Here is a 24,402-nt window from a genome sequence, read left to right on the forward strand (position 1 = left end):
GAGATGGTTATTTTTTAGGCCACCTATACGTAAATCACCCATATGTAAATCACCCATATGTAAATCACAGATAAGGTGAATCAAATACGCTAAGGAATATATGGCCCTGTGTCATTAAGTTTGGCGCATCAGGACGCTGATCATACCGTCAAATTTCACCGATGTCTCTGAGCACGAATTATGAAAAATCAGTTGTGAGAGATCAACGTACCTTCATTTTCTCCCATCACAACACGACGAAGTGCGCCTGGTTTGTTCATATTAAAGACACGAATTGGCAGGTTATGGTCACGGGCCAGCGTAAAGGCCGCCAGATCCATCACTTTCAATTCACGCTCCAATACTTCCTGATAAGTGAGCTTATTGTAGAGAACGGCTTCAGGATTTTTTGCAGGATCAGCAGAATAAACGCCATCAACCTTGGTCGCTTTTAACACAACATCCGCTTCAATTTCAATGCCACGCAGACATGCAGCGGAATCTGTTGTAAAGAACGGGTTACCAGTACCCGCAGAGAAAATAACAACACGACCGTGACGCAGCAAGCTGATCGCCTCAGCCCAGCTATAATTGTCACATACGCCATTCAATGGGATGGCAGACATCAAGCGAACATTCACATAGGCGCGGTGCAAAGCATCGCGCATTGCCAGGCCATTCATCACAGTCGCCAACATGCCCATGTGATCGCCTACTACACGGTTCATTCCTGCTTCTGCCAAGCCCGCGCCACGAAACAGGTTGCCTCCTCCAATAACGACACCGACCTGAATACCCAGCTCAACCAGTTCTTTGATTTCCTGAGCCATACGGTCTAAGACGCTGGCGTCGATACCAAAACCTTCTGCGCCTTGTAGGGCTTCTCCACTGAGCTTAAGCAGGATTCTCTGATATACGGGTTTTGCATTGGTTGCCATGGTGTTCAGTCCTAAGCAGATAAGGAATATTGGGGATTTATTACGACTTACTCAACTACTACACATCCACGCTATACAGCCCAGATGTAAAAATTCATCATCAGATAAAACAGAACCGCCAATCGGCGGCTCCGTTTAAGAAAATTAAGACTGTTTGCTCATTGCAGCAACTTCTGCCGCGAAATCAGCTTCAACTTTCTCAATACCTTCACCCACTTCGAAGCGGATGAAGTTGATTACGTTAGCATTGTTTTCTTTCAGCAGATCGCCAACAGATTTGCTTGGGTCCATCACGAAGCTTTGACCAGTCAGAGAGATTTCGCCGGTGAATTTGTTCATGCGGCCAGAAACCATTTTCTCTGCGATTTCGCGAGGCTTACCAGATTGCATTGCGATGTCCAGCTGGATCTGGTGTTCACGCTCAACTACATCAGCAGGAACGTCAGTTGGGTTCACGTATTCTGGCTTGCTTGCAGCAACGTGCATTGCGATGTGCTTGATCAGTTCTTCGCTAGCGCCTTCAGCAGCAACCAGAACACCGATACGAGCGCCGTGCAGATAAGAACCAACTGCTTCACCTTCCAGGATAGCAACGCGACGAATGTTGATGTTTTCACCAATTTTCGCTACCAGAGCAGTACGCTGTTCTTCGAACTGAGCTTTCAGTGCGTCGATGTCAGAGTTTTTGTCTGCCATAACAGAAGCAATAACTTCTTTACCGAATGCCAGGAAGCCTGCATCTTTAGCAACGAAGTCAGTTTCACAGTTCAGTTCAACGATAGCTGCAAATTTAGCATCAGCCGCAACTTCAACCAGAATAACACCTTCAGCAGCAACACGGCCCGCTTTCTTAGCCGCTTTTGCCTGACCTGATTTACGCATGTTATCGATAGCCAGCTCGATATCACCATTTGCTTCAACCAGTGCTTTCTTACATTCCATCATGCCTGCGCCAGTACGCTCACGCAGTTCTTTTACCAGAGCAGCGGTAATGTCAGCCATTTGTTTTATTCCTCGATGTGTCTCGCGGGAAGATAATATTCCGCGTGGAAAGTTCTATATCAGATAATAGTTCTATATCAGATATGTAAAGGGGGCCGTGACAGGCCCCCTAACCAATATATTTCAATACCTGGTCAATAAGGGCTCAAGAATGAGCATGCCTTATTATTCAGCGTCTGCAAGACCTTCTTCAGCCTGAACAGCCAGATCTTGAGAACGACCTTCACGAACAGCGGTAGCTGCAGCGGTCAGGTACAGCTTAACTGCACGAATTGCATCGTCGTTACCAGGGATGATGAAATCAACACCGTCTGGATCAGAGTTGGTATCAACGATAGCGAATACTGGGATACCCAGGTTATTTGCTTCTTTGATAGCAATGTGTTCGTGTTCAGCATCGATAACAAACAGAGCATCAGGCAGGCCGCCCATGTCTTTGATACCGCCCAGGCTGTTTTCCAGTTTGCCAAGCTCACGAGTACGCATCAGAGCTTCTTTTTTGGTCAGCTTGTCAAAAGTACCGTCCTGAGACTGAACTTCCAGATCTTTCAAGCGCTTGATTGACTGACGAACAGTTTTCCAGTTAGTCAGCATACCACCTAACCAACGATGGTTAACGAAGTATTGGTCACAGCTCAGTGCTGACTCTTTTATTGCTTCGCTAGCAGCACGCTTGGTGCCAACAAACAGGATTTTACCTTTACGGGAAGCGATTTTGTTCAGCTCTGCCAGTGCACCGTTGAACATTGGAACAGTTTTTTCCAGGTTGATGATATGAACTTTGTTACGAGCGCCAAAGATGAAAGGTTTCATTTTTGGGTTCCAGTAACGAGTCTGGTGACCGAAGTGAACGCCCGCTTGTAGCATATCGCGCATGGAAACAGTTGCCATTTTAGACCTCTATAAAGTTAATTGGGGTTATGCCTCCACAGATCCCATGACACCGACTCTTTGACTGCAGACCATTCATATAAAGATTACTCATATAAATGGGTTAACCGCATGAGAGCACCCCGGTGTATGTGCCGATCCGTGTGTGTTATTTACACATAATGAGTTTTATTTAGCATCTCTGCACATTGCATCATATCAGCAACAATTACACAGAATACCGGCGCGCTTTATACCACAAACCGCCGTCAGACTCCAACATTTGTTACAGCTATATATGCTATCGCTATATATGTTACAGCTACATTTGCTACCATCTCTGCTTGAAAAATGAGGGTTATATTGGCATACATTCGGTGGGCTGATACCATTACCGACAACACTTTTCTTAGTTAATATCAAGTAGTCGGTGATTTCCCGACTTAAATGGACCCATTTCATGGCTATTTCTATCAAAACAGATGAAGACATTCAGAAAATGCGCATTGCCGGACGTCTGGCAGCAGAAGTTCTGGAAATGATTGAGCCTTACGTTAAGGCTGGTGTCACAACGGGTGAACTTGATCGTATTTGCCACGAGCATATCACCGAAAAACAGCAGGCCATCTCAGCTTGTCTGGGCTACCACGGCTTCCCCAAATCCGTGTGCATTTCCGTCAATGACGTGATTTGCCACGGCATTCCAAGCGATGACAAAATCCTGAAAGAAGGTGATATCGTCAATATTGACGTTACAGTCATCAAAGATGAATTCCACGGTGATACGTCTAAAATGTTCATTGTCGGCAAGCCAACCATTCAAGGTGAGCGTCTGTGCCGTATAACACAGGAAAGCCTGTATCTTGCCCTGAAAATGGTCAAGCCTGGCATCCGCCTGCGTACCATTGGCAAAGCAATTCAGCAATTTGTGGAAGGTCACGACTACTCTGTTGTTCGCGAATACTGCGGCCACGGCATCGGTAGAGTCTTCCACGAAGAGCCGCACGTTCTGCATTATGATGCTGATGATGGTGGCGTTGTATTGCAAAAAGGCATGGCGTTCACCATTGAACCGATGGTCAATTCTGGGGATTTCCGTATCCGCACCATGAAAGATGGCTGGACAGTTAAAACCAAAGATCGCGGTTGGTCTGCACAATACGAGCACACCATTGTCGTTACCGACAATGGCTGTGAAATTATGACTTGGCGCAAAGAAGAAGAGGCGCATATCTCTGCTGTATTAGTGAACGCATAATTGCCAGCGAGTGCTTATCACCTTTAACCGGGAAGCCGCCAAGAAGTAATCAAAAAGCTCCCTGACAACTCACGGGGAGCTTTAATCTTTGTCACGAATACCTGTTCATCCCGCGATTTTCTCAGTAATCTGGTCATCATGGTCTGTTTCCTCATGAGCTTTCTCATAATAGGTCTCTACATATGCCAGTCGATATCTCCCTAGCGCAAGCACCTGTTCCTCCCCTGTCTCCTGTGGAGTTTTCCCATGATGATCTGCAATTTCCTGCCCTTAAACAGCATATTGATGAATTCCAGCTATGGCTTGAGCAAGCATTCAAGGCAGGGATTTCACCAGATGCGCTGATTTACACCCGCAGTGACTATATTGATCAACTGTTAAAGCAATTATGGCAGGAACAAGGATTTGAGCTGATAGATTCTCTTTCTCTGATTGCGGTAGGTGGCTACGGTCGCCGGGAATTGCATCCTCTTTCTGACATTGACCTGTTGATTTTAAGTGAATCGCCATTGACTGAGGAGCAATCAACTCATATCGGGCAGCTTATTGCCCTGCTTTGGGATATCCACCTTGAAGTAGGGCACAGTGTCAGGACATTTGAAGAATGTCAGCAAAAAGGGCTTTCCGATCTCACTATCGCGACTAACCTCATTGAATCCCGCTTAATTTGTGGGGACTTACCTCTATTTTTACGATTGCAGAAATATATTTTCAGTGATGATTTCTGGCCATCAGCTCAATTTTTCGCAGCCAAAATCACTGAACAACAAGAACGCCATCAACGCTATCACAGCACCAGTTACAATCTGGAACCCGATATCAAAAGCAGTCCGGGTGGACTCCGCGATATTCACACGTTACTTTGGGTCGCTCACCGCCATTTTGGCGCCACATCTTTAGATGAAATGGTCAATTTTGGTTTCCTGACCCAAGAAGAACGTAATGAATTGAATGAATGCCAGAGTTTTCTCTGGCGCATCCGTTTTGCGCTTCATTTGGTTGTGACCCGTTATGATAATCGACTACTGTTTGAACGCCAGTTCAGTATCGCCCAACTGCTTGGTTATGAAGGGGAAAGAAATCAGCCAATCGAGCGAATGATGAAAGATTTCTATCGCATGACTCGTCGTGTCAGAGAACTGAATAACATGCTGCTGCAATTATTCGATGAAGCAATTTTGGCTTTGCAGCCCAATGAGAAACCTCGCTCTCTGAACGCCGAGTTTCAATTACGGGGAAATCTCATCGATCTAACCGATGAAACGCTGTTTAGCCGTGATCCTACCTCAATATTGAAAATGTTTTATTACATGGCTGAACATCGTGAAATTAAGGGGATCTATTCCACAACATTGCGTCAACTTCGCTATGCCCGTAGAAACCTGAAGAACCCTTTATGTGAACTTCCCGAAGCACGAAAAATTTTCATGGATATTCTGCGCCATCCCCATGCAGTTGCTGGAGCATTACTTCCAATGCACCTTCATGGTGTATTAGGGGCTTATATGCCATTTTGGAGCAATATCGTCGGCCAAATGCAATTTGACCTTTTTCATGCTTATACCGTTGATGAGCACACTATCCGTGTACTGCAAAAATTGGAAAGTTTTGCTGATGAAAATAACCGGCTGATCCACCCTCTGTGTGTTGAGCTTTATCCACGCCTTCCTCAACCAGAATTATTGCGGCTGGCCGCTTTTTTCCATGATATTGCCAAGGGACGCAATGGCGATCATTCTGAGCTTGGAGCCAAAGATGCCTTCGCATTTGCACAGCAACATGGTCTGACAAACCACGAAGCAGAATTAGTCGAATGGCTGGTTCGCGACCATCTATTGATGTCAGTGACTGCACAGCGTCGGGATATTCAAGATCCGGAGGTCATTCAACAATTTGCAAGCCGGGTCAAAAACCAAAACCGTCTTAATTACTTAGCTTGCCTAACCGTCGCAGATATTTGTGCCACCAACGCCAAACTCTGGAATAGCTGGAAACAGAGCCTGATACGAGAACTCTATTTCACCACTGAAATCCAATTACGTCAGGGTATTCAAAATACCCCTGATTTACGGGAACGCATCCGCAATAATCGCTTACAGGCACTGGCTCTTCTGCGTCAAGAAAATATTGACGAACAGCGCCTGCACAACATCTGGAGCCGTTGCCATGCAGATTATTTCCTGCGTCATACCCCCGATCAGTTAGCATGGCACGCCAGCTACTTAATCCACCACAACTTCCCGGAGCCAATGGTTCTGATCAGCACCGCATTTTCTCACGGTGGCACAGAAATTTTTATTTGGTGCCAAGATCGTCCTTCGCTTTTTGCTGCCGTTGTTGGCGAATTGGACAAACGTAATTTAAGTGTCCACGATGCCCAAATCTTTACTAACCGTGATGAAATGGCAATGGATACATTTGTTGTTTTGGAACCTAACGGCCATCCGCTGTCGCTTGATCGTCACGAACCTATCCGTCAGACCTTGCTGCAAGTTGTGAATGATCCTCATCCTAAGATACCAAAAGCACGCAATTTACCGACCAAGTTGCGTCACTTTAATGTCCCGACCAAAGTAAACTTTTTACCAACAAAAAATACTCGCCGTACTTATATGGAGTTAATTGCGTTGGATCAACCCGGATTATTGGCACGGGTAGGCAATATTTTTGCTGAATTGGGGGTTTCTCTGCATGGAGCCCGCATTACGACCATCGGTGAAAGTGTCGAAGACTTTTTTGTATTAGCAGATAAAGATCAAAACGCATTACATAAAAAAATAAGGGATGAATTATCAGAAAGGTTGACAGAAGCCCTCAACACACGGGATAAACTATAGCAAGATTCTCTTAACAGAAATTAGGAACCGCATAATTATGCAGCAATTACAAACGACTATCGAAAATGCATTTGAGAACCGTGTAAACATCACTCCCACTACTGTTGATGGCGAAACCCGTGATGCTATTAATCAGGTTATTCAAATGCTGGACAGCGGCAAACTGCGTGTCGCCGAAAAGATCGACGGACAGTGGGTAACTCATCAATGGTTGAAAAAAGCGGTATTGCTTTCCTTCCGCATTAATGACAATCAGGTGATGGAAGGTGCTGAAAGCCGCTATTTCGACAAAGTACCGATGAAATTTGCTGATTATGATCAGGCACGTTTCGAAAAAGAAGGATTCCGTGTTGTACCTCCGGCTGCTGTCCGCCAAGGAGCATATATCGCCCGTAATACCGTGTTGATGCCATCTTATGTCAACCTCGGTGCTTATGTGGATGAAGGCACGATGGTAGATACTTGGGCAACAGTCGGTTCCTGTGCACAGATTGGTAAAAATGTTCACTTATCTGGTGGTGTTGGCATTGGTGGTGTTCTGGAGCCATTGCAGGCCAACCCTACCATCATTGAAGATAACTGCTTTATCGGCGCACGTTCTGAAATAGTAGAAGGCGTTATCGTAGAAGAAGGCTCCGTGATCTCAATGGGTGTTTACATCGGCCAAAGCACCAAAATCTATGATCGTGAAACTGGCGAAATCCATTATGGTCGTGTACCAGCAGGTTCTGTCGTGGTATCCGGTAATCTTCCATCTAAAGATGGCAGCTACAGCCTATACTGTGCTGTTATTGTGAAAAAAGTTGATGCCAAGACCCGCGGCAAAGTTGGTATTAATGAACTGCTGAGAAATATTGACTAACAGCATGAATTATTATGCGGCTATGCATTTGTATTGCCGCATAATTGTGGATTCAGAAAGAACTATTTTTCGCATATTGAAGTTAACTTATTGAAATAATTCTATTGAAGAGGTAGCTCTTTTTTAGAAAACATTGCCAATCTATTCTGATGATGCTCAGGATCTCTCCATAACCAAATTTCTTGTTTGGCACATTAGAACAGCTCGATGTTGAGGTGTTCTAATGCGCCAAACAAGAATTTGCGTTATAGGACGGCAATTTAATACAACATCCGGCTGTATAACTACCCTGTTTCAGGTAGTATACCCTCAAGCACCATTAACCAATTGACTTTTAACGATTACGAAATGGATAATAAATCCACTATTTTTTGCCTTTCCATTTCATTTAGGTGACTAGGTGGCGCGCTATGTACGATAACTTGAAAAGTTTGGGGATCACGTATCCTGAAGATATTGATCGCTATAGCCTCCGTCAGGAAGCGAATAACGACATTCTGAAGATTTATTTTCGCAAGGATAAGGGCGAATTCTTCGCCAAGAGCGTTAAATTTAAGTATCCACGCCAGTTAAAAACCATCTCTGACGATCACTCAAGCCAAGGTTACAAAGAAATCAAAGAGATAAACACCAACCTGCGTTATGTGATTGAAGAGCTGGATCAGATTTGCAAGCATGACCAGATCGAAGTGGATTTGAAACATAAGATCCTCGACGACTTACGTCATCTCGAGCATGTCGTTGCGAATAAGATTGCAGAAATTGAAGCAGATTTGGAAAAACTGACTCGTAAGTAATATGTCAGTTGTGTCATACACCGCTTATCCTTCTGAGGCCTTGAGTCAACTAAAGGAATAAGCGGTGTAATAACTACCCTGTATACATCACTAAAACCGTGTTACATGCACTACAGTAGCGTTCCCCACTTCTCAATCCAGTCTTGGGCAAAAACTTCAGGCTCAACCACTTCAATAGCATCAATCAGCAGTATCTCACCGATTCGTTTGGCTCCCTGTTCCTGTAACAACTCATCAAAAGTGTGACCACCACCGCAGAAGGTGTCGTAACTACTGTCGCCCAGCGCAATTACGCCATAGCGCAAATCAGGCTGGTAACCCAGCTTATCATTCAGTTCTGTATAGAGCGGCTGGATATTGTCAGGCAGATCGCCTTGCCCCGTTGTCGAAGTGACCACTAAAACAACTTGCTGTAAATACGCTTGCCATTGCGCTAAGGTTGCATCCTCAAAAATTTCGATCTCATGCCCTTGCTGTTCAAGGATCTGCTGTGCTTCTTCCGCAACCGCCAACGCATTGCCATAAACTGTACCAACGAAAACACCAATCTTTGCCATAACTATTGATCTCTTTAACTGGTTTGATACTACGTTGATTGATACTACGTTCATTCATGAATAATCAGACATTCCAGATCAGGCACAATACCCTGCCAGCCAAATTGTTCAAGCAAATGCTGCCATGATGGCTCCCATCGCGCAGTCAGAAGAAGGTTCTCTCCTGTCACGGGATGCTTGAGTTGAAGATAGCTGGCATGCAGCATTAACCTGCCAGTCTGATAATACTTAGCAACACCGCGATTTTGTCGTAAATCGCCGTGCGTGGTATCCCCAATAATCGGGTGTCGAATATGCGCCATATGCCGCCGTAATTGATGCTTACGGCCGGTTTTTGGCGTCAACTCCAAGAGACTAAAACGTGATGTTGGATAACGTCCTATCTCAATCGGACACTCTACTTGCGCCAGTGAACGATAATAAGTAACGGCTGGTTGTGCTTCTCTGTCTGTATCAGCAAATTTATCCGCAATTTTATCCAACTGCTCCATTAGGGCGTAGTCGATAATATCATCACCTTCAACATAACCTCTTACAACGGCATGATATGTTTTTTGTATATCGTGGAATTCAAATTGTTGTGAAAGTGTTCTGGCGACTTCACTTGAAAGCGCCATCAACAAGACACCGGATGTTGGTCTGTCCAAACGATGAACAGGGAAAACATGCTGCCCAATTTGGTCACGCAGTGTTTGCATCACAAAAACAGTTTCATGGCGAGCCAGCCAACTACGATGAACTAACCATCCGGCTGGCTTATTGACTGCAACAATATGTTCATCCTGATAAATAATATCCAACATCTCAAATATCCTGCGTAAACAGATTGCCCGTAGACAAATTGCCCGTAAACAAATTATCCAATGCACGTAATTGTTCAAGCAAAGGTAAATAACGTTCTACTTCTTCTTTATAAACTTCTTCAAAATATGGGGCGATGGCAAACGCTGTCGGCAAACTGGCTTTTTGATCTATCAAAGCGCGCATTCTTGGGATTAATACCCACTGGAGCCACTCTTCTGCCGACATTGTATCAATAGAAAAAGGCTCAGTGCTTTCAAAGGATTCTGGTTTAGGTGGATAATTTTGCCATAGACCTGCCGTTTTCATGGCAGCTTCAATTAACTGTAATTTATGTAGAATTTGTTTCTCGATACTCATGATGTTTCGTCTGATGCTTGTCTGTTGCTCAGATGACAGAAACTGCCACCACGTCATAGGGACATAAGAGTATCATTGATACGATTTCAGCGGAAAAGTTGCGGTAGGAAAATTACGGCTATACCCAATGGATTTCAAGGTGCGTCGCGGCGGCAAGGGAGCGAATCCCCGGGAGCATAGATAACTCTATGTTCATAACAACGGTGACCGGGGTGAGTGAACGCAGCCAACAAAGAGGCAACTTGAAAGATGAAGGGAATACATATGAAATAAGGGAGGAGATAAAATCTCCTCCCTCAGAGTGGCTGTCATAGCAATCCTGCTAAATAGGGCAATCCCTGCTTTTTTCCCTGACAAAAAAATATCCCTATTAGTAATCCTTTACTTAATCATTATATTGATAGTTTTCGGCATTCTTGCCTATACCTAGTCATCCTTGAACCATCTTCCTGATGGATTTATTCCCTGGCAATTGTCTTGCTGTGGCTCCTTGCGGAACAGTGAAAGGATCTACGATTTAGCTTCTTGAAACAAGCAACTGAATCAACACCTCAGGAGACAGAACAAAATTAACGCCAAGATAAAATCACGCATATCATTGATACAAAATAAAAATAATACACCTGAATAATATTCACACCATGATTCAAAGAAATATCTCACGCGTTATGTGAGATATCTCTTACAAGAAATTAAATTAATATCTGCAATTAACTCATCACAGGATTGATGATCGAAAGGAAACTTGCCAAATCTGGGGATAAAGTTTTCCGTTTATCGCTGCCAAATTGTTCGATAATCACTTGGCCTGTCAAATTACACACAGAAATCAGTCCCATATCGGAATCAGTGGTTCCAATAAATACAGTAGGCGAGAGTTTTAAGCGCTTCTGTGTGATAAGGTGCCCAATCAGGTTTTCCTGCAACCTAATAAAATCATCTTCACTCCATACCTGAATCAGGCTGAAATTTTGCCCCTCAAAGCTGGCGGCCATATCACCCGCAAACTGCATCACATAATAATCATGGATAGAGTCCTGCAAACGGATCTCCAGTGCAGCTTCTACTTTATTGAGTTTTTCTTGAACAGAAAAAGGCCGGGGAAGCCAATGCACCACACCATCTCCCGTACGCTCAACACATAGTGAAGGAATGCCATACAACTCACTGCTGGCTGGAGGGAAGCCCGTTTTCTCTTGCCATAATTCAACATAACGTCGGGTAAAATCAGAGAGTGCTTCTGTCACATTAAAGGTCATACGATTATATCATCCACATTTTCAGGCTCAGGCTTATAATGTTATCTAGCAAAACAACAATGAAGAGTAATATTATCACCTTAATGAAAAAATGTTGATATAACCTATCCTTTTTTAAATATTTAGACCCTTTTCAATAAATTAAAAATAAATAATTATTTTCCATTTCTATTTATAACATCATCGATTATGTGCATAGTTAACAAAGTTATTTATCTGAACTACAACAAAATAACTAACACCTCTCAAATTAAATAGCTTCAACAACCACGTCCAATCAGAAAAACAATATATAAAAAACACATAAAAATAGATTTATTCTTGAATTTATATTAAAAAATAAAATCCTACCAATTAACAAATAAGGAAATAGAACATGTCTTCATCAGAACTCTTTGAACAAGAAAACAATCAGTTACAAAAAGAGACAATTACGGAAATAGAATATAACCCACCTTATTTTCCAAAAGAAATCATCTGGGAAATAATAAACTTTAAAAATTGGTCAGGAGAAATTCAAGCTTATAATATACCGTGCTGCACACCTAAATCTATCGAGGAAGTTATTACCGTTGTCAATTGGGCATGGAAAGAGAATTATAAATTAAGGCCCATCGGACAATCACATAATTGGTCACCATTGATATTGGAATCAGGGCAAAGTTTCACAAACCGCATTATGCTGATGGATCTTTCCCCTCATTTTAGTCAGGTCAGTATCGAACACCGCTCTCAATTTTCCATAGTGACAGCACAAACTGGCATATTGATGGAAAAGTTAATGACCCAAATGGAAGAGCAAGGCTTGGGCTTCACTGCAACACCTGCTCCCGGAGATTTAACACTCGGCGCTGTTCTCGCAATAGGAGGGCACGGAACTGCCATTAATGCTCTTGACGAAACGCTACTTCCGGGACATACATTTGGTTCTCTCAGTAATACGATATTATCCCTGTCAGCTATCGTGTGGGATGAAGAAAATCAGCAATATGCCATTAAACAGTTTGAACGCAGTGATCCAAATTGTGCTCCTTTATTAACCCATATAGGCAGCGCCCTTATTTTGGAAGTCCAATTACAGGCGGGTAAAAATCAACGTTTACGGTGTCAAAGCTTTACCGATATTCCTGCGGCGGAATTGTTTGCCTCCTCAGAAAATGCAAAAGGAAATCGAACTTTTAGCCAATTCTTAGATCAAAGTGGCCGGGCTGAGATAATTTTGTTTCCCTTTACATATAATCCATGGCTAAAGGTCTGGAGTGTAGCACCAACTCAACCCCCTTCCAGCATTGAAGTTAACGCCCCCTATAACTACCCATTTTCCGACAATATTCCACTTATCATATCGGATCTTGTGAAGGAAGCCCTTAGCATTAACCCTTCAGTCACTCCGTTTATAGGTGAAATGCAATATCTACTTACAAACATCGCCTTACAAGGCCGTGAAAAAGATATCTGGGGCTGGAGTAAAAACCTGCTGTTATATGTAAAACCGACAACATTACGCGTTACAGCAAATGGTTATGCCGTATTAACACGCCGTGCTGATATTCAACGTGTACTCAGCGTATTTTATAGCCAATGGAAAAATTTGATTGAAGAATTTGAAATTGAAGGAAAATACCCGATCAACGGCCCCCTTGAGGTTAGAGTCACTGGGTTAGATAAACCTGCCGAAGTCATGCATGAAAAAGCGGTTGCTCCTGGCTTATCAGCCATTCGTCCCCGTTTGGATCACCCTGAATGGGATGTCGCAGTTTGGCTAGATATACTGACCTTTCCGAACACACCATATTCCATTGAATTTCTGCGTAAATTCGAGCAATGGTTATTTCAAGAATTTAATGGGACTTACGCATCAGCCCGTGTCGAATGGAGTAAAGGTTGGGCATATGGAAAAACGACTGCATGGGAGGATACCGATGTATTAACAAAAAAAATCCCTGCTTCATTTACTGATAGTTTATCTGCTGATAACAATTGGGCTTTGACAATTTCTGCATTGCAGAAGTATGATCCACATCATGTATTTAGATCGCCATTATTGAATAAATTACTTTCTGATTAAGAACTCTCTAATAATCAGCAGATATATTTATATATCTGCTGTTTTACTAAAATGTGGAGAAATTGAATAAATAGAGAAAACATAAATAAATACGTAATAAAAATTGAATCAAAAACTCAAAACAACGAACAATTCAATAATACCTATCTGGATCAAATAGACGCTGAATATATTTAAATATAAAATAGCCCTGAAAACTGCTTATCAAAATACATCAAAAACTTTTTAATCATGAAATAAAGTTCACGAACATAGGTAATGGAATTTTGCCCCTGCCCGCACTTCAGGTAAACCAATAACTAACTTAATGGCGAACTCTGGGTTTATAGCGCATCCATCAAAGCAAAAAGACTTAGCCTTGTATACCCAATGGATTTCAAGATGCATCGCGGCGGCCAGGGAGCGAATCCCCGGGAGCATAGATAACTATGTGACCGGGGTGAGTGCAGCCAACAAAGAGGCAACTTGAAAGACGAAGAGTATAGAAGCTGCGCTAAGCTGGCTTGATGAACATGAGGAATAATGAACAATAAAAATACGAACCGTTAGGATTCCTTGATACACTAAAGGCTGCCACAGTCGCAAAAACTATCTTAACCGTAAGATTTTTCAGCTTTTAAGGAACCCTAATGTCTTTGTATCAGGATAATCAGGCCCTCTCCCAACTCACGCTAGGTAAACCAACGCCTTACCGTGATAACTACGATCCTACTTTATTGCAGGCAGTTCCCCGCAGTATGAATCGTGAACCGCTTGAACTATTTCCGGATAACCTCCCTTTTCATGGGGCTGATATCTGGACAATGTACGAACTCTCCTGGCTCAACACACGCGGCGTCCCCCAAGTTGCCATCGGTCATGTCAGCTTAGATGCGAACAGCGAAAACCTTATCGAATCAAAAAGTTTCAAGCTTTATCTGAACAGTTTTAATCAGACCCGCTTTGCTGATTGGGAAACGGTACAAAAAACCCTGCAACAAGATTTATCTGCTTGTGCCAACGGCAATATTGAAGTTGTGTTACATCCTCTCCACGATTTCAGCCAGCAACCCATTGCTGAATTTGCAGGAAAATGCATCGATAATCAGGATATTGAAATCGATGATTATCAATTCAAGCGCAGTTATCTTAACAATGCGGCAACTGGCCCTGTCGTTGAAGAAACTTTAGTTAGCCATTTGCTAAAATCGAACTGCCTGATCACTCATCAGCCCGATTGGGGATCTGTCATGATCCGTTATAAAGGTGCCAAAATTGATCAGGAAAAGCTATTGCGCTACTTAGTTTCTTTTCGGCATCACAATGAATTCCATGAACAATGTGTCGAACGCATTTTCAATGATTTAATGACGTTATGCGCTCCTGAAAAACTCACTGTTTATGCACGTTATACCCGTCGGGGAGGATTGGATATCAATCCATGGCGCAGTAACGAAGCATTTGTTCCAGCAATAGGAAGATTAGCCCGCCAGTAATCAAAGTGAACTGATTAGTGACAGCTAAACAAATTGCTGAATGAAATCAGTTATACCCAATAGATTTCGAGTTGCTGTGACGGTAAATGAGTAAAAGCAATAAAAAAGCAGCAACTTGAAAGATGAGGGTATAAATCATTATTGAGGAACCCCTGCAAAGGGTAAAAGGAGACATTCTTGATTACACATGTCAATCCATTAGGATCGATGGATTTACTCTCTCAGCTTGAAGTAGATATGCTTAAGCGTACCGCAAGCAGTGATTTATACCGCCTTTTCCGTAACTGTTCACTGGCCGTTCTCAACTCCGGTAGCCAGACAGATAACAGTAAAGAATTATTATCAAAATATGAAAATTTTGATATCAACGTACTGCGTAGAGAGCGCGGCGTAAAACTAGAACTCGTTAATCCCCCAGAAGAAGCATTCGTTGATGGCAAAATCATCCGTTCTCTGCAAGCAAATCTTTTCGCAGTACTGCGAGATATTTTGTTCGTTCACGCGCAAATTGTCAGTGCACAGAAAGCGAACAATTTAAATATGGAAAATGGTATGCACATTACCAATACCATTTTCTCAATCCTGCGCAACGCCAAAGCACTGCACATCTCGGAAGAACCCAATATGATTGTTTGTTGGGGTGGTCATTCCATTAATGAGAAAGAATACCTGTACGGGCGCAAAGTAGGGAATGAGCTTGGATTACGTGAACTGAATATCTGTACGGGCTGTGGGCCTGGTGCAATGGAAGCGCCGATGAAAGGAGCCGCAGTAGGGCATGCCCAGCAGAATTACAAGAAAAGTCGTTTCATTGGCATTACAGAACCTTCAATTATCGCAGCAGAGCCACCCAATCCGCTGGTGAATGAACTGATCATTATGCCTGATATTGAAAAGCGTCTGGAAGCCTTTGTCCGTATAGCCCATGGCATCATTATCTTCCCTGGCGGGGTAGGAACGGCAGAAGAATTGCTGTATTTGCTGTCTATTTTGATGAGTCACGAAAATAAAGAGCAAGTTCTACCGCTGATTTTGACTGGTCCCAAAGAAAGCGCCAATTACTTTCAAGTGTTGGATGAATTTATCGTTAATACTCTGGGGAAACAGGCTCGCCATTACTATCGCGTTATTGTGGATGCCCCGTCAGAAGTCGCTCGTATCATGAAAAAAGCCATGCTGAGCGTCAAAGAAAACCGCCTCTCTACCGGAGACGCCTATAGCTTCAACTGGTCACTGAAAATCAACCCTGATTTGCAGTCTCCATTCAGTCCATCCCACGACAACATGGCTGACCTGAATTTATTCCCAAATCAGTCACCAGAAAAACTGGCCTCAGCGCTACGACGCGCATTTTCTGGTATTGTGGCAGGCAATGTAAAAGAAGTGGGTATTCATGCCATAGAAAAACATGGGGCATTCAAGATCCATGGAGATGTGGATATCATGCATAGCATGGACAACCTTCTGAAAGATTTTGTAGAGCAGGATCGCATGAAACTTCCCGGAGGCACTGCTTATGAGCCATGTTATGAGATAATCAAATAAATCGCAGATGCCTTTTCTCATCAATTCAATGAGGCTGGTGCCAAGGAATCAATCCACGGATGGAATATGACGACCATGATACACCTTTTGATTGTAGACGCTTTAAATCTGATTCGACGCATCCATGCAGTACAGGGAAGCCCTTGTATTCCCGCCTGTGAACATGCGTTAAAGCAGTTAATCATCCACGCATCCCCAACCCATGCCGTGGCGGTATTTGATGAAGATGATCGCAGCCAGAGCTGGCGCCATCATCTTCTCCCCGATTACAAAGCGGGACGCTCTGCCATGCCGGACAATTTGCAGCAAGAAATGCCATTAATTAAGCAGTCATTCAATGCACTGGGAGTCGCCTGCTGGCACGCGGAAGGGCATGAAGCGGATGATTTAGCCGCAACACTGGCAACAAAAGTCGCTGATAGCGGGCATAGTGTCACGATCGTTTCAACCGATAAAGGCTATTGCCAGCTTATTTCTCCCAATATCCAAATTCGTGATTACTTCCAAAAACGCTGGCTGGATTTACCTTTTATCCAGCAAGAGTTTGGCGTTGCCCCTAACCAGCTTCCCGATTATTGGGGGCTTGCAGGCATCAGTAGCAGTAAAATCCCCGGTGTTCAGGGCATTGGCCCCAAAACTGCGGCCATTCTGTTACAACAAGCAGGTTCACTGGATAATTTATTCCAGAATCTGGAAACCTTGCCGGATAAATGGCGCAATAAATTGGAATCTCATAAAGAAATGGCTTATATCAGCCGCGAAATTGCAGCGCTAAAAACCGACTTATCACTACAGGGAAATTTGCAGCAATTGAGACTTATCAATAGATAAAAAATTAATGCTGTTATACGAATATATTGTTGCAGAAATATATTGTTACAGAAACATATTGTTACAGGAATATGATGTGTGATACCCGTTGCTATGCAAATTTTACAAGCCAGCAAAACGTGGTATCACATTTCAGTCATCTCAACTAATCATCTTAACCAATCATCCTAACCAAAATAATCAGAAATTAACTTAATATGTTCACCCTTTAATTGACCGGATTCATTCAATAACCCAATCCATGCTTTCATATAGTCATATTTTGCCTGAGATAATTCACGACGAGCGGTATAAAGCTGTTGCTCGGCATTCAATATATCGACATTCACTCTCTGCCCCAGCGCTACACTTTTCTGGGTCGCCTTCACTTGTAATGCCGCCGCTTCCACCGCCATTTCATAGGCCCGTATCCGCTTTTCACCATTCACACAGGCGTTATAATTGCGCCTCAGCGCATTCAGGATTTCTCCTGTCTGAGCATCCATCTCATATTTAGTCTTGCCATAGTTTGCTGCTGATTGACGCACCGCCGCCGAAGTACCTCCGCCATTATAGAGGTTCATGGACACGCGCAATCCAATAGAATCAGTCCGGTATTTTTGGTCGATACTGTTATCGCTGCTGGATTTATTTTCGCTATGGGAAGCATACAACTCCAGTTTCGGCAGATACCCCGCGCGATTGCGCGCAATATCTTGATACGCTACCTCAACTTTCTGTCGGGTCGCCGCCAGTTGTGGATTCTGACGTAATGCCAGCTGTTCCCAATCGGCATAGTGTTCTAAGTCTAGTTTGATTGTTTTGAACCGCGGAGAATTAGATAAAGAGTTGGATAAAGAGTTGGATAAAGAGTTAAATAAAGAGTCAGATAAACGATTAACAGGCAAATCTGCCGGCAACGGTATGCCAACTAATAACTGCAAGTCACGAATGGCTGCATCCAACTCATCTTGTACCACTAACTCATCAGCCAGTACCTGACTGTAACGCGTCTGAGTTTCCGCTACATCAGTACGAGTGCCTTCACCGGAAGAAAACAATTTCTGATTGTGCTCGAGTTGCTCCTCATAAGCTGCCCGCTGCTGGGCTACTTGTGCCAAACGATCCTGCGCATAAGCCACAGCCATATAATTGTTCACTACTCTGACCGCCAATTGCTGGCTATCCGCCCGAAATCGGCTATCACTCATCAAGGTATAAGCCTGGCGGGTTCGATAACGCGCCCACGCTTCGAAATCGATCAACGGCTGAGTCAAGACAATCGCACCGTTATAGCTGTTATATTGCCGATCACGGCTCTCCCTGATGGCCCTTCCCCGATTGTTTAAAGATTGCGATTCCATCTTCTGCCAGTTTTGCGGCGAATTCTGGTAACTGATTAATATTTTGGGCAGTAACTCTGCCATCCCAATATTTTTTTCTTCCTGCCCGGCTTCCTGTTCTTTGATCGCAGCCTGAAACGTCGGATCGTGCTGCAATGCCAGCGCATAAACCTCCGTTAAGGAAAGCGCACTGGCAGAACGAGAAAACAACACCAGCGATAATAATGACACGGACAATAACGACACAGAAAATAACTTGTTGAAAAATAAATAAAATATCGAGGTGTATCTATTGGCAAAAAAACGGTAATACATCAACATCCCCGTTACTCCTCAATCAGCGATGTAGACGCCCTGTCCATCAATGGCTTGAACAGATAGCTCAGCAATGAACGCGAACCTGTTTTGACGAATACTTCAACAGACATGCCCGGTTTGATATTCAATCCTGCCAGTTTCTCCATGCCTTCCGGGCTTACTCTCAACCGCATTTGGTAATAAGGTTCTCTTGTCACCCCATCCACCAAACGGTCGGCAGAAACTACCATCACCTTGCCCGCGACTTTTGGCGTCCGGTTTTGATTGAATGCCGTAAACATCAAATCAACATCCTGCCCTATAGCCACTTTATCAATCAGGTTCACCATCAAACGCGCCTCCACTTCCAGCGCACTCCGGGTTGGCAGAATCTCCATTAATTTCTCACCGGAAGCTACCACCCCACCCTGAGTAAACACGGTTAATCCAACCACCGAGCCATCTACCGGCGCAATGATGGAGGTATGTGACAGATCAAATTGTGCCGTCTCCAGCTTATTTCCCAGCTCATTAGCCAATACTTGTATATCTGCCAGTTGGCTCCGTACTTCACGTTGGTAATCCGCCTGACGCTGGATAACTCGCTGTTGCGTTTCCTGTCGCTGCTTTTCAAGCTGGCCGATACGCCCACTCATCTCAGCCATGCTGCCACTCAATTCACTTTGGCTACGCAGTAATTCCAGATAGCGGTTACGGGGAAAATACCCCTCTTCAGTCAGAGGTTGCAGATTCGTAACCTGCTCCTTGAGTGAAACTTGCTGTTGCTGTTTGCTCATCAGGGCTTCCCGCAGTCCCTTGATTTGAAAATTCAGTCCCTCTTCAGTCTGCTGCATTCCTGCCAAATCACTGCGCAGCATTTCACGACGTGATAAAAAGAGCTGTTTCTGCAAGGCAATAATCTCATCAATGCGTGGTTCCGATTGCTGATTCAAGAGCGTGGGAGGGAAAACAACAGCATCCCGCCCTTGCTGCTCAGCCAGAAGCCGGGCTTCCGTTGCCAATGTGGTATAAAACTGTTGTTTCAGAGAATCAATTTGGGCATTAACCTGTACCTGACTGAGCTGAACCAAAACCTGCCCGGCCTTCACTTGCTCGCCCTCTTTCACCTGAATTTGCCTGATAATGCCATTAACAGGGGACTGTACCGTTTTACGGTTTCCATCAACCACGACAGTACCAGAAGAAGCAACCCCTTTATCAAGGGGGGCAAATGCTGCCCAGATGAGAAACCCCAGAATGCCAATCCCAATCACCAACCAGCCTATTCGCAGGTAACGATTTGCATCCAGCGGCAATAATTCCGACACCTCGTTTTGGGCATCCTTTGCGTTAGTCTGATAGGACATCTTTACTCCCAAATAGAAATATCCCAAGAATTGAAATATGGCTGAATCATGTTATGAGGCACGTTCGACCGCTTTTAACTGCGATTGTGATTGTGACGGAGACGAAGATTGAGATAGCGCCTCCATAACTTGCTGGGAAGGGCCAAACATTTTCATTTTCCCCTGCACCAACAGCAAAATTTTGGTTGTTTGCGAGAGCAATGAAGGCCTGTGGGTGATAACGACCACCGTTTTACCTTGTTCCCGTAATTGAGCAATCGCATGGCTCAGGGCTTTTTCACCAATATCATCCAGATTCGAGTTAGGTTCATCCAATACCAAGAGCGATGGATTGCCATATAGAGCACGAGCCAAACCAATTCGTTGTTTTTGTCCGCCAGACAGCCCCATGCCACCAGCGCCAATCACAGTGTCATAACCCTGCTCAAGATTGAGTACTAATTCATGAACACCGGCTTTCTTCGCCGCCTCAATGACTTTTTCAGGTTCAACATCATTAAAACGAGCGATATTTTCCGCGATCGTGCCACCAAACAGCTCAATATCCTGTGGCAGATAACCTATGGATGCCCCCAACTCATCTTTGTTCCACTGGTAGATATCAGCATCATCAAGCCGTACCACGCCCTCTTGCGCTGGCCATATCCCCACCAGCAAACGAGCCAGTGTGGATTTTCCCGATGCACTGGGGCCAATCACTCCCAACACATCACCAGAATTCAAGGCAAAGTTGATATCCTGCAAGACATATTGATTATTTGGTGATGATCCGTTTTGTGAAGCCTCGACTGTCCGCATTTTACTCGGTGGCATTGCTGATACTTTTTCCAGTCGTAACTTCCCCTCAGGAGGGGGTAATGACATGCCACTTCTGCGTTCTGGTTGGGCTTTCAGCAGCTTGTCCAATCGTTGCCATGACAGGCGGGCAGCACTCCAACTCTTCCATGCCTGTATCAATTGCTCAATCGGCGACAACGCCCTTCCCATCAAAATAGAACCCGCAATCATCATCCCGGGAGTGATATTCCCTTCAATCGCCAACCAACCGCCCAAGCCAAGAATCAACGATTGCAAAGCCAAGCGCACCGTTTTGGTCAATGCGGTGATAGATGCGGATCGTTCACTGGCAATGCGCTGAAAATTGAGAAAACGCTTATGCAGGCCAAACCAACGATGGCGCAATGTCGGCAACATCCCGAGCGCTTCAATGACTTCGGCATTACGCAAGTTAGTACTGGCTAAATTGGCTGATCGTAAAGAAAGATTGTTTGCTTCTGTTAGAGGCGCTTGAGATAACCACTGATTCAGCACCGCCAGCGCGATCAAAATGATCGCCCCAACCAGCGCCAACAATCCCAAATACGGGCTGAACAGAAAAATGACGCAAAGGTAGACAGGAAACCAAGGCGCATCAAAAAAAGCAAACAGTGCATTACCTGTCAGAAATTGGCGGATGGTCGCCAAATCATTGAGCATCTGTCCTGCGTCAGTGGAACCATTTCTCAGGTTGGATTCATATGAGGCGGTATAAACCCGCTGGTTCAGGTGCATATCAAACTGGCTGCCAATGCGGATCACCACCATGCTTCGGATATATTCCAACCCGCCCATAATGGCGAACATACCCAGTGTGATCAACGTCAGCATCAGCAAAGTCATTTCATTACTGGATGGCAGTACTCGATCATATACTTGAAGCATATAAATAGTGGGAACCAGCATCAGCAAATTGATGAATGCCGTAAATAAGCCAATAGTCCAGAAAACCTTGCTGCGTGCACGGATAACATCCGTGATTTCATCCTTTGGAAAGCGTAATTTCACTGCAATCCCTTTATCATTAACTGAAGCAAAACGAATTAGTTATCTATACCTTTATATTTTTCAATCCACAGCTTTCGATCCACAGCTTTGCTGAAATTTATCGGATAAATAACCATGCATGATTTTTATTTTGTTGCCGCATTCGCTGTGCCACTAAATGTCATGACCAGTTCCCGGCCATCAACAAAATAGGCAATCCACTGTTCCGACTCATGACTAAAAAATGCCAAACTATTGCCATCACCATCGGTCAATGTGATGCCATCAGGAGACGGATACCATCCTTCAACCGACGGGCCAATCAACTCAGTTACACAAGCATCACCTTTCAAAGCCCAAATTGAACCTTCGGGTAAATGGGTATCAGTCAATTCAATACTGCACAACTTATTCCCATCGGAGAGTTGCCATAATCCTTTCAACTCACCAGCAGATGGAAGTCTCAAACTGCTTGCCATACATCCTCCTACAAAAAAGAGAGAAAAAATTATCAATAAGATCGATTTTGATAAAAGCGGTTTTAATAAAAACAGTTTCGATATAAAAAACGGGCGACTACAAAGAAAGGGGTCAAAAAAAACAGGTACTAAACTGCGATATCGATATGACATGGCTACCTCCTTTCCATCACTTCATAATACTGCCGTATCCTGAGAGGCATACGGCAATATTCCATTAATGTGATGACATCAATTAGACGATGAAATCTGCCTCAGTCAACGGTTGACCGATAACTTTCACCAGAAAATCATTGCCAGACAGATCACCACCAAGGCTGATTTCCAGATCAGTAACATCATTCGCTTTATCATAAGTGATCAGTACTTCGCCAGCCTTACCTGAGAACGAGTCCACAAATTTGATATCGCCAGTACCGCCGAAGTTGAAATCAGACAGATCGATCTTGTCTTCACCAGAGATGAAATCATGAATCCAGTCTGGGTTGTCTTTCAGTGACTCTTTGCCGTCCAGATAAACAAAGGTATCGTTGCCTTCGCCACCCCACAGATGATCACCGCCCAGGCCGCCATAAATGACATCATTACCTGCACCACCTTTCAGGATGTTATCTGCGCTGTTACCTACCAGAATATCGTCACCGCTGCCGCCAATCGCGTTTTCAATAACGACGCCACGAGCGATGGAAACGTTACCTTTCAGGCCGCCAACATCAGAAAAAGCACCTTCATTCAAATTAATGCGCTGATTTTGGGTAAAGCCAGAGAAATCAAAGGTATCTTCACCGCCAGCATCCCAGACACTGAATACGAGTTTGCTGTTAGCATCAGTTGCGGTCATGAAATCACGATCAGTATTGGAGTTGAAACCATATACGGTATCTCCCTTGCGAGTTTCCATATTCGCACCATACAATTCCTGAATGGCAGAAATATCATTCAACAAAGGTGCCGATGAATATTGATATTTGAAATCTTGACCAGTGAATTTTTCACCAAAGTAACTCATGACGGTATAAGCACGAGAATCTTCGAAATATTTCGCTGATTTGATATAGCTTGGACGTATTTTATCAGAAGCATCATAATCGGCAGGATGTTCCAGCCCTAATGCATGCCCAATTTCATGAGTGAAAGTCTGACGGGCATAACCATTCACATCAATGTCATTGTCTACAAAAGTATGGTTTTTCGCATTATACCAAGTATAAGCCGTTTTCTGTCCCTGTGGCAGAGTGGCAAATGCATAATCGCCTACGTCACTATGATCAAAGAAACCAAAAGTTATATTCGCTTTATTAGCGTTACTCACCTCGGTAAATTTAATCTTGGCAACATCAGACCAGGATTGTAAAGAAAGTTTCGCGGCTTCTTGTTGTTCTTCATTAAAAGAACTGAAGTCAGAAATCTTAAACCACGGCATTATAGAAGGTTCTGATTCCAGAAAATGATACGATAATTCCAATGTGCCAGAATTAATGTATTTCTTGGACCACTGATAATCGCCACGTACCAGCCTATCAGGCGCTTCATCTGCTAATACCTTATGCGCAACACGAACATCAGGATCAGAGTTTGGAACGTAGGCGGTGAGAAGTGAATGAACATCGTGAACGGAATTGGAATCAGATAACCCCACATAGGTATATTTTTTCTTTGAGGTCATGTAAATCTCCTGTGAAAACAAGACAAGTA

General features: G+C 43.8%; 20 protein-coding genes and 1 pseudogene. 8 read left to right on the plus strand and 13 right to left on the minus strand.

What is annotated here, in order from left to right; all coding sequences use genetic code 11:
* Positions 1 to 188: 188 nt before the first annotated feature.
* The 3 genes from pyrH to rpsB form a co-directional block, all read right to left on the minus strand.
* A complete protein-coding gene (gene pyrH / locus PSI14_RS01775; RefSeq protein ID WP_273574130.1) occupies positions 189 to 917 on the minus strand; it encodes a UMP kinase in 729 nt (242 codons plus the stop codon).
* A 144-nt stretch (positions 918 to 1,061) separates the two neighbouring features.
* Positions 1,062 to 1,919: a translation elongation factor Ts gene (gene tsf / locus PSI14_RS01780; RefSeq protein ID WP_273574131.1), complete on the minus strand. Its 858-nt coding sequence runs from the start codon at positions 1,917 to 1,919 to the stop codon at positions 1,062 to 1,064.
* Positions 1,920 to 2,084: 165 nt separating this feature from the next.
* Positions 2,085 to 2,810, minus strand: coding sequence for a 30S ribosomal protein S2 (gene rpsB / locus PSI14_RS01785; protein WP_092517717.1), 726 nt, complete (start codon positions 2,808 to 2,810; stop codon positions 2,085 to 2,087).
* 439 nt (positions 2,811 to 3,249) lie between these two features.
* Between rpsB and map the strand changes: the two genes are divergently transcribed.
* From map to dapD, 3 genes are all read left to right on the plus strand, one after another.
* Positions 3,250 to 4,047, plus strand: a complete 798-nt coding sequence (map, locus tag PSI14_RS01790; protein ID WP_273574132.1) for a type I methionyl aminopeptidase — start codon at positions 3,250 to 3,252, stop codon at positions 4,045 to 4,047.
* 182 nt (positions 4,048 to 4,229) lie between these two features.
* Positions 4,230 to 6,884 carry a bifunctional uridylyltransferase/uridylyl-removing protein GlnD gene (gene glnD, locus PSI14_RS01795; RefSeq protein ID WP_273574133.1) on the plus strand — a complete coding sequence of 885 codons (2,655 nt, stop codon included), beginning with the start codon at positions 4,230 to 4,232 and terminating at the stop codon, positions 6,882 to 6,884.
* Positions 6,885 to 6,921: 37 nt separating this feature from the next.
* Positions 6,922 to 7,746: a 2,3,4,5-tetrahydropyridine-2,6-dicarboxylate N-succinyltransferase gene (gene dapD, locus PSI14_RS01800; RefSeq protein ID WP_273574134.1), complete on the plus strand. Its 825-nt coding sequence runs from the start codon at positions 6,922 to 6,924 to the stop codon at positions 7,744 to 7,746.
* A 101-nt stretch (positions 7,747 to 7,847) separates the two neighbouring features.
* Here the strand turns inward: dapD and PSI14_RS20025 are convergent.
* Positions 7,848 to 8,040 (minus strand): annotated as a pseudogene (locus PSI14_RS20025) (hypothetical protein); the annotation flags it as partial.
* A 116-nt stretch (positions 8,041 to 8,156) separates the two neighbouring features.
* Between PSI14_RS20025 and PSI14_RS01805 the strand changes: the two are divergent.
* Positions 8,157 to 8,543 (plus strand): DUF3461 family protein, encoded by a 387-nt coding sequence (locus PSI14_RS01805; RefSeq protein WP_273574135.1) that lies wholly within the window; start codon positions 8,157 to 8,159, stop codon positions 8,541 to 8,543.
* Between the two features lie 110 nt (positions 8,544 to 8,653).
* On the opposite strand, the gene PSI14_RS01810 is transcribed toward PSI14_RS01805, so the two are convergent.
* From PSI14_RS01810 to syd, 4 genes are all read right to left on the minus strand, one after another.
* Entirely contained in the window at positions 8,654 to 9,100 is a 447-nt protein-coding gene (locus PSI14_RS01810) for a flavodoxin (RefSeq protein WP_273574136.1), read from the minus strand.
* A 50-nt stretch (positions 9,101 to 9,150) separates the two neighbouring features.
* Positions 9,151 to 9,903 (minus strand): tRNA pseudouridine(65) synthase TruC, encoded by a 753-nt coding sequence (gene truC / locus PSI14_RS01815; RefSeq protein WP_273574137.1) that lies wholly within the window; start codon positions 9,901 to 9,903, stop codon positions 9,151 to 9,153.
* Between the two features lies 1 nt (position 9,904).
* Positions 9,905 to 10,261 (minus strand): YqcC family protein, encoded by a 357-nt coding sequence (locus PSI14_RS01820; RefSeq protein WP_273574138.1) that lies wholly within the window; start codon positions 10,259 to 10,261, stop codon positions 9,905 to 9,907.
* Positions 10,262 to 10,971: 710 nt separating this feature from the next.
* Positions 10,972 to 11,520, minus strand: a complete 549-nt coding sequence (gene syd / locus PSI14_RS01825) for a SecY-interacting protein (protein WP_273574139.1) — start codon at positions 11,518 to 11,520, stop codon at positions 10,972 to 10,974.
* 376 nt (positions 11,521 to 11,896) lie between these two features.
* Here syd and PSI14_RS01830 point away from each other — a divergent pair, with 376 nt between their 5' ends.
* The 4 genes from PSI14_RS01830 to xni all read left to right on the plus strand — a co-directional run bounded on the left by PSI14_RS01830 (position 11,897) and on the right by xni (position 17,439).
* On the plus strand, positions 11,897 to 13,588 hold the full coding sequence (locus PSI14_RS01830) for a cholesterol oxidase substrate-binding domain-containing protein (RefSeq protein ID WP_273574140.1): 1,692 nt from the start codon (positions 11,897 to 11,899) through the stop codon (positions 13,586 to 13,588).
* Positions 13,589 to 14,217: 629 nt separating this feature from the next.
* Positions 14,218 to 15,063, plus strand: a complete 846-nt coding sequence (gene queF / locus PSI14_RS01835) for an NADPH-dependent 7-cyano-7-deazaguanine reductase QueF (RefSeq protein ID WP_273574141.1) — start codon at positions 14,218 to 14,220, stop codon at positions 15,061 to 15,063.
* A gap of 177 nt (positions 15,064 to 15,240) precedes the next feature.
* Positions 15,241 to 16,608 carry a nucleotide 5'-monophosphate nucleosidase PpnN gene (gene ppnN / locus PSI14_RS01840; RefSeq protein WP_273574142.1) on the plus strand — a complete coding sequence of 456 codons (1,368 nt, stop codon included), beginning with the start codon at positions 15,241 to 15,243 and terminating at the stop codon, positions 16,606 to 16,608.
* A 75-nt stretch (positions 16,609 to 16,683) separates the two neighbouring features.
* Positions 16,684 to 17,439, plus strand: coding sequence for a flap endonuclease Xni (gene xni / locus PSI14_RS01845; RefSeq protein ID WP_273574349.1), 756 nt, complete (start codon positions 16,684 to 16,686; stop codon positions 17,437 to 17,439).
* Between the two features lie 167 nt (positions 17,440 to 17,606).
* Here xni and PSI14_RS01850 read toward each other — a convergent pair whose 3' ends face one another.
* The 5 genes from PSI14_RS01850 to PSI14_RS01870 form a co-directional block, all read right to left on the minus strand.
* Complete coding sequence (locus PSI14_RS01850; RefSeq protein WP_273574143.1) at positions 17,607 to 19,076, minus strand: TolC family protein; 1,470 nt, start codon at positions 19,074 to 19,076, stop codon at positions 17,607 to 17,609.
* An 11-nt stretch (positions 19,077 to 19,087) separates the two neighbouring features.
* On the minus strand, positions 19,088 to 20,425 hold the full coding sequence (locus PSI14_RS01855; RefSeq protein ID WP_273574144.1) for an HlyD family type I secretion periplasmic adaptor subunit: 1,338 nt from the start codon (positions 20,423 to 20,425) through the stop codon (positions 19,088 to 19,090).
* Between the two features lie 51 nt (positions 20,426 to 20,476).
* Positions 20,477 to 22,249 carry a type I secretion system permease/ATPase gene (locus tag PSI14_RS01860; RefSeq protein ID WP_273574145.1) on the minus strand — a complete coding sequence of 591 codons (1,773 nt, stop codon included), beginning with the start codon at positions 22,247 to 22,249 and terminating at the stop codon, positions 20,477 to 20,479.
* Positions 22,250 to 22,374: 125 nt separating this feature from the next.
* Positions 22,375 to 22,707 (minus strand): AprI/Inh family metalloprotease inhibitor, encoded by a 333-nt coding sequence (locus tag PSI14_RS01865; protein ID WP_273574146.1) that lies wholly within the window; start codon positions 22,705 to 22,707, stop codon positions 22,375 to 22,377.
* 235 nt (positions 22,708 to 22,942) lie between these two features.
* Entirely contained in the window at positions 22,943 to 24,373 is a 1,431-nt protein-coding gene (locus PSI14_RS01870; RefSeq protein ID WP_273574147.1) for a serralysin family metalloprotease, read from the minus strand.
* Positions 24,374 to 24,402: the final 29 nt, after the last annotated feature.

Origin of the sequence: Xenorhabdus anantnagensis, from assembly GCF_028598555.1 — a bacterium.
GTDB classification, from domain to species: domain Bacteria; phylum Pseudomonadota; class Gammaproteobacteria; order Enterobacterales; family Enterobacteriaceae; genus Xenorhabdus; species Xenorhabdus anantnagensis.

Bases quoted from the DNA above. Each gene is read 5' to 3' on its own strand.
- glnD (WP_273574133.1), top strand. From the start codon at position 4,230: ATGCCAGTCGATATCTCCCTAGCGCAAGCACCTGTTCCTCCCCTGTCT.
- rpsB (WP_092517717.1), bottom strand. From the start codon at position 2,810: ATGGCAACTGTTTCCATGCGCGATATGCTACAAGCGGGCGTTCACTTC.
- syd (WP_273574139.1), bottom strand. From the start codon at position 11,520: ATGACCTTTAATGTGACAGAAGCACTCTCTGATTTTACCCGACGTTAT.
- PSI14_RS01830 (WP_273574140.1), top strand. From the start codon at position 11,897: ATGTCTTCATCAGAACTCTTTGAACAAGAAAACAATCAGTTACAAAAA.
- PSI14_RS01820 (WP_273574138.1), bottom strand. From the start codon at position 10,261: ATGAGTATCGAGAAACAAATTCTACATAAATTACAGTTAATTGAAGCT.
- pyrH (WP_273574130.1), bottom strand. From the start codon at position 917: ATGGCAACCAATGCAAAACCCGTATATCAGAGAATCCTGCTTAAGCTC.
- dapD (WP_273574134.1), top strand. From the start codon at position 6,922: ATGCAGCAATTACAAACGACTATCGAAAATGCATTTGAGAACCGTGTA.
- map (WP_273574132.1), top strand. From the start codon at position 3,250: ATGGCTATTTCTATCAAAACAGATGAAGACATTCAGAAAATGCGCATT.
- xni (WP_273574349.1), top strand. From the start codon at position 16,684: ATGATACACCTTTTGATTGTAGACGCTTTAAATCTGATTCGACGCATC.
- tsf (WP_273574131.1), bottom strand. From the start codon at position 1,919: ATGGCTGACATTACCGCTGCTCTGGTAAAAGAACTGCGTGAGCGTACT.
- PSI14_RS01805 (WP_273574135.1), top strand. From the start codon at position 8,157: ATGTACGATAACTTGAAAAGTTTGGGGATCACGTATCCTGAAGATATT.
- PSI14_RS01870 (WP_273574147.1), bottom strand. From the start codon at position 24,373: ATGACCTCAAAGAAAAAATATACCTATGTGGGGTTATCTGATTCCAAT.
- truC (WP_273574137.1), bottom strand. From the start codon at position 9,903: ATGTTGGATATTATTTATCAGGATGAACATATTGTTGCAGTCAATAAG.
- PSI14_RS01850 (WP_273574143.1), bottom strand. From the start codon at position 19,076: ATGTATTACCGTTTTTTTGCCAATAGATACACCTCGATATTTTATTTA.
- queF (WP_273574141.1), top strand. From the start codon at position 14,218: ATGTCTTTGTATCAGGATAATCAGGCCCTCTCCCAACTCACGCTAGGT.
- PSI14_RS01855 (WP_273574144.1), bottom strand. From the start codon at position 20,425: ATGTCCTATCAGACTAACGCAAAGGATGCCCAAAACGAGGTGTCGGAA.
- PSI14_RS01865 (WP_273574146.1), bottom strand. From the start codon at position 22,707: ATGGCAAGCAGTTTGAGACTTCCATCTGCTGGTGAGTTGAAAGGATTA.
- PSI14_RS01810 (WP_273574136.1), bottom strand. From the start codon at position 9,100: ATGGCAAAGATTGGTGTTTTCGTTGGTACAGTTTATGGCAATGCGTTG.